This is a genomic window from Caballeronia mineralivorans PML1(12), assembly GCF_001028175.1.
GTDB classification, from domain to species: domain Bacteria; phylum Pseudomonadota; class Gammaproteobacteria; order Burkholderiales; family Burkholderiaceae; genus Caballeronia; species Caballeronia mineralivorans.
This window is the reverse complement of the sequence record NZ_AEJF01000270.1, coordinates 1-1,451: the sequence shown is the minus strand read 5'-3', so window position 1 is coordinate 1,451 and position 1,451 is coordinate 1. Positions and strand designations below refer to the sequence as shown.

1 protein-coding gene is annotated in these 1,451 nt (G+C 60.7%); it reads right to left on the bottom strand.

The features are described from left to right. Positions 1–8 precede the first annotated feature (8 nt). Complete coding sequence (locus tag EOS_RS42600; protein ID WP_047898272.1) at positions 9–1,337, bottom strand: IS4 family transposase; 1,329 nt, start codon at positions 1,335–1,337, stop codon at positions 9–11. Between the last annotated feature and the right edge of the window lie 114 nt (positions 1,338–1,451).

The window sequence follows — 1,451 nt, the reverse complement described above, 5'->3', positions numbered from 1 at the left end:
AATGCCGTTCAGTTAAGGTCCTTCTTTAAGTATCGAACGGAGTAACGGTGAGGGCGGGATTTGACGACCCGGTCGCATGCGCGCCCGGGTCGTTTTTCATTGGGAAGGGACTTGAGCCGTTCACGCAGACGCGTAAGACAGGCTGGCAACTTTGCATAGGCCGGAGTAACGGCGGCCCACATCATTTCGTGCTGGATCGTATGAAAGGCCCGCACGAAGCTGATATCGGTGGGCTCGAGTTTGGCTGCCCATGCGGCGCTGGCGATCTCACGGCGAATCAGGTTGTAGGCGATCAACGCGCCCCATATTTCCTGATACACCCCTTGGACGGTGCGGCTGCGCAAGGTCAATTCCGAACCCAGCATCGATTGCTTGATCTCCCGGAAACTGGTTTCGATCTGCCAGCGGCGCTCGTAGCAGGCCACGATATCTGCGGGTTTGAAGCGCCGGCGGTCCCCCAGCGAAGTCAGCAATACACGTTCGCGCCCGCGCGCGTCGATGGTGCGGATCGCCCGCGCATTCCAGAATTCAGGCAAAGCCGCGCACTTCTTGCGCGCCTGCTGCGAGACGCGCATGCGCACCGTCGCATCGTCAGCGGTACCCGCGATCACTTCCCAGCAGGTATTGGATTTGGCTGGAATCAGGAAGTGGCGATTGCGCGCTCCCATCGTCAGGCCACACAGGATCTCAGCGGCCAGAAAGCCCTTGTCGAACACCGTCAGCGAATCTTCCGGTATCTGCGGCAGCAGGCTTTTGGCGTACACCATTTCGTTAGTGTCGTAGCGTCCGAAATTGATATCGGCGACCAGATGCGTCGGAATCGCGGTGAGCGTCACTGCGCGCACCTGCGGATAACTGGCCACCTTGCCGCTGGCGTAACCTTGTGCGCCGAAGTGCTCGCGGTTGGCTGGGCTGTCGGGCGTGCGCAACGTGGTGCCGTCCATCGCCCACAGACTCAATCCCTTGAACGCATGGTGAGCCGCGTCCTGCGTCGTCCAGGCACGTGCTGTCTGCTCAAACAGCCAAGCCATCGGCGCCTCGCCAACGCGCTGACGCGCCTGCGCCGCCGCGCTCTTGCTGACAAACGGCTCGGCCTCGTTGGGCAACGCCAGATCAAGACTGTCGAGCACCTCGCTGATCGACCAGTGCCGGTAGATCGCCAGTGCAATTACCAGCCACACCACCTGTTCAGCCGGCAGGCGCCGCCGCCGGATGCTCGCTGTGCCCGTTGCCTGCACCGCACGTTCGATCCACTCGTAGGGCAGATGCTCGGCTAACCGGCGCAGATCGGCAGGCTCTTGTGCTTCGATCAGGTAAGTGAGGTGGCTGGAGAGCATCGTGCCGAAAAGTTAACAGCTCGGCGCATCGTTTACAACCACTTCCCGCGTCAAAAACAAAAATGCCGCTCAGCTCTTAACTGAACGGCATTAGCCCCGAAGGGCGCTTTTTCC